The following is a 2,852-nucleotide window of genomic DNA, read 5'->3' on the forward strand; positions in this document are numbered from 1 at the left end:
GCGATCGGCGGGGCCGTCGGCTCGGCCGGCTGGCGGGCGCCGTTCTGGGCGTACGCGGTGAGCCTGCTGCTGGCGCCGACGACCCGGACGGGCTGCTCGGCCGGCCCGGCCAGTACGCGTCGAAGGCCGCCTTCGACGACACCCGGGTGTCCGACAGCCCGCTGGCCAGGGAGGAGGCCGCCGGGCGCCGGCGCGACGCCGTCTCCTACGGCGGCGCCGTGGAGGTCTTCACCGCCCCGGAGGACGCCGGGGCACGGGCAGACGACCTGGCCGGCCGGCAGCAGCCCGGGGCCGGCGGCGCCCGGCCCGACTACGTGTACCGCTCGGGCGTGGTCGTCGTACGGGTGTCGCACCTGCTGACGCCCGAGCAGGCGCAGGCCTACGCGCAGGCGATCGGCTGACCGCTGCCGCTCAAACCGGGGCCGGAGGCCGGGGGGACGTGACCTGCCGGATTGTCGGGCGCCGCCCGCCGCCCGGCAACCCGGACGACCGCACGCGCACACCCGTTCCGGCCCGGGGGCGGCGGGGAGGCACCGGCCCGGGACCTCTGGAATCCTGGCCGTACCACGCCCCCACGCCCAGCGAGGAGCGGACATGTCCGGACAGTTCGAGGCGACCGTCGAGATCGACCGGCCGGTGGACCAGGTCTTCGCCTATCTGGCGGACGGCCGGCACGACCCCGAGTTCAGCCCCCGCGTCCAGCGGATCACCAAGTCGCCGGACGGCCCGACCGCCGTCGGCACGGTCTTCCGCAGCACGGTGAAGGACGCCGGGATGAAGTCGGCCCGCGAGTTCCGCATCACCCGGTTGGAGGCACCCCGCACGGTCCGCTGGGCCGAGCAGAGCAAGAACCTCATCACCGCCGAGGGCGGCTACGACCTCGAACCGCTGCCGGACGGCCGCACCAGGGTGCGGATCTTCAACGAGCTGGAGGGCCACGGCCTGGGCCGGCTGCTGCTCGGCCCGGCCCTGCACGCCGCCCGCAAGGACGCACCGGCCTTCGGCGAGCGGATCAAGAGCGCGGTCGAGCACTCCTGACGACCCGCGGTCCGCGGCGGTCCGCAGCGCCGTCGCCGCCCCACCGGGACAACCGGTGGGCGCACCCGCGGAGTTGCCGTCCGGGCGTGCTCCGGCGACCGTGGGGAGGTGGAGTGCCGCCGGGGCCGTCGGACGGTCCCGGGTCCGGCGGATCAGCGCCGGAGCGGCTCTGCGCCGAGCACGCCGGCCGGTTCGCGGGTGTGCGTCCCCGACCTCCGCGTCCGCGGGGCGCCCTGCAGGCCCGAGCGCAAGGGAGCAGGACATGACCGAGGCCCGACCCGGAGCCGACGGGCAACCCTCCGCCGGAGCGACCCCGGCCCGGCCGGACGGCCGCCGCGGCGAGTCGGCCGCGGACCTCCGGCGGATCGGCATCAACCCGGACTTCTGGTACCCGGTGGCCGTGTCGCGGAAGGTCCGGCGGCAGCGCACCTTCGCCGCCGTCTTCGCGGGCGAGCGGATCGCGCTCTACCGCGGCCGCAGCGGCAGGGTCTACGCCCTGGAGGACCGCTGCGCGCACCGCCAGGTGCCGCTCAGCATGGGCGTGGTGGAGGACGAGATCCTGCGCTGCTGCTACCACGCCTGGGCCTACCGCGGGAACGGCCGCATCTCGCAGATCCCGTACCTGCCGAAGGGCTGCGAGCGGCCGCCGCGCGGGGTGCGGTCCTTCCCGGTGCGGGAGGCCTTCGGGCTGGTGTTCGTCTTCCCCGGCGATCCGGAGAAGGCCGAGTCCGCGCCGTTCCCGGTGCTGCCGGAGTTCGGCTCGCCCACGCACCGCACCATGACGTTCTCCCGCACGGTGAAGTGCCACTACTCGTTCATGCACGAGAACCTGCTCGACATGAACCACCAGTTCCTGCACCGCGGCGTGCTGGGCCGGATCAGGCCCGAGCTGCTCGGGTACGAGAGCGGGCCGCGGTCCGTGGAGGCGCGCTACCTCTTCGTGCCGGCCGGCGGCCGCAAGGACCGCGGCGCGGGCCTGCTGTCCGCCGAGGGCTTCGGCGGCAAGGACCGGCCGGACGTCATCACCATCCGCACCGAGTACCCGTACCAGACCCTGCACGACGTGCCGGAGGACGCCGAACTCCCGGCGTTCTCGCTCTGGGCGGCGTACGTGCCGGAGGACGCCGAGCAGCGCACCAACCACGCCTACGGCCTGCTGATGATCGCCAAGCCGCCCGTCCCCGGGGCGCTGCACGTGGCGTGGCCGTTCATCCGGCGGTTCACCGAGCGGGTCTTCGCGCAGGACCGGATGGCGGTGGAGGCCGAGCAGCGGGCCTGGGACGAGCAGGGCGCGGACCACAACCACGAGGTGTTCCCGCTCATCCTGGACGTCCGCGACGTGCTGCGCAGCAACGGCGTCCCGATCTCGGCGCAGCCCTCCGCGGGCCCCGGCGGGGCACCCTCCGCCAACGGCTCCGCCGACCGCGCCGGTGAGGGGCTCGCCGGGGCGTCCGCCGAACCGCAGCCGGCCGATCGGAGGCAGCCGTGAAGGACCTGAAGTTCGAGCAGAAGCGCTCGCTGTCGCGGATCGAGGCGGCGGCGCAGCTGGAGGCGCTGGCGGCCGCGCTGCGCCACGGCGGTTCGGCCGAGCTGGAGCTCGGCCCGGGAGTGCTCACGCTGCGCGTCCCCGACGAGCTCCGCACCGAGTTGGAGGTGGAGTCGGGCGAGGGCGAGATCGAGGTGGAGATCGAGCTGAAGTGGTCGACCGGGGAGGCCGCGGACGGCTGAGCGGGACGGACCGCCGCGGCCGCCCGACGGGGTTCGCGGGGCAGCGGGTCGCAGGGCAGCGGGTCGGGACCGGCGGGAGTGCGCCC

General features: G+C 75.3%; 3 protein-coding genes and 1 pseudogene. All 4 read left to right on the forward strand.

Annotation, left to right across the window (positions count from 1 at the left end; genetic code table 11):
- Nucleotides 1-401 (forward strand): annotated as a pseudogene (locus tag ABZ641_RS31655) (hypothetical protein); the annotation flags it as partial.
- A gap of 193 nt (nucleotides 402-594) precedes the next feature.
- Entirely contained in the window at nucleotides 595-1,038 is a 444-nt protein-coding gene (locus tag ABZ641_RS31660; RefSeq protein WP_344626923.1) for an SRPBCC family protein, read from the forward strand.
- Between the two features lie 262 nt (nucleotides 1,039-1,300).
- On the forward strand, nucleotides 1,301-2,527 hold the full coding sequence (locus ABZ641_RS31665) for an aromatic ring-hydroxylating dioxygenase subunit alpha (protein ID WP_359987381.1): 1,227 nt from the start codon (nucleotides 1,301-1,303) through the stop codon (nucleotides 2,525-2,527).
- Nucleotides 2,524-2,766: an amphi-Trp domain-containing protein gene (locus ABZ641_RS31670; protein ID WP_344626925.1), complete on the forward strand. Its 243-nt coding sequence runs from the start codon at nucleotides 2,524-2,526 to the stop codon at nucleotides 2,764-2,766. Before ABZ641_RS31665 ends, ABZ641_RS31670 begins: the two co-directional genes overlap by 4 nt.
- Nucleotides 2,767-2,852 lie beyond the last annotated feature (86 nt).

The sequence above is a fragment of the Kitasatospora sp. NPDC007106 genome, from assembly GCF_040634455.1.
GTDB classification, from domain to species: Bacteria; Actinomycetota; Actinomycetes; order Streptomycetales; family Streptomycetaceae; genus Kitasatospora; species Kitasatospora arboriphila.

Coding starts and splice junctions, on each gene's coding strand:
- ABZ641_RS31660 (WP_344626923.1), top strand. CDS start 595: ATGTCCGGACAGTTCGAGGCGACCGTCGAGATCGACCGGCCGGTGGAC.
- ABZ641_RS31665 (WP_359987381.1), top strand. CDS start 1,301: ATGACCGAGGCCCGACCCGGAGCCGACGGGCAACCCTCCGCCGGAGCG.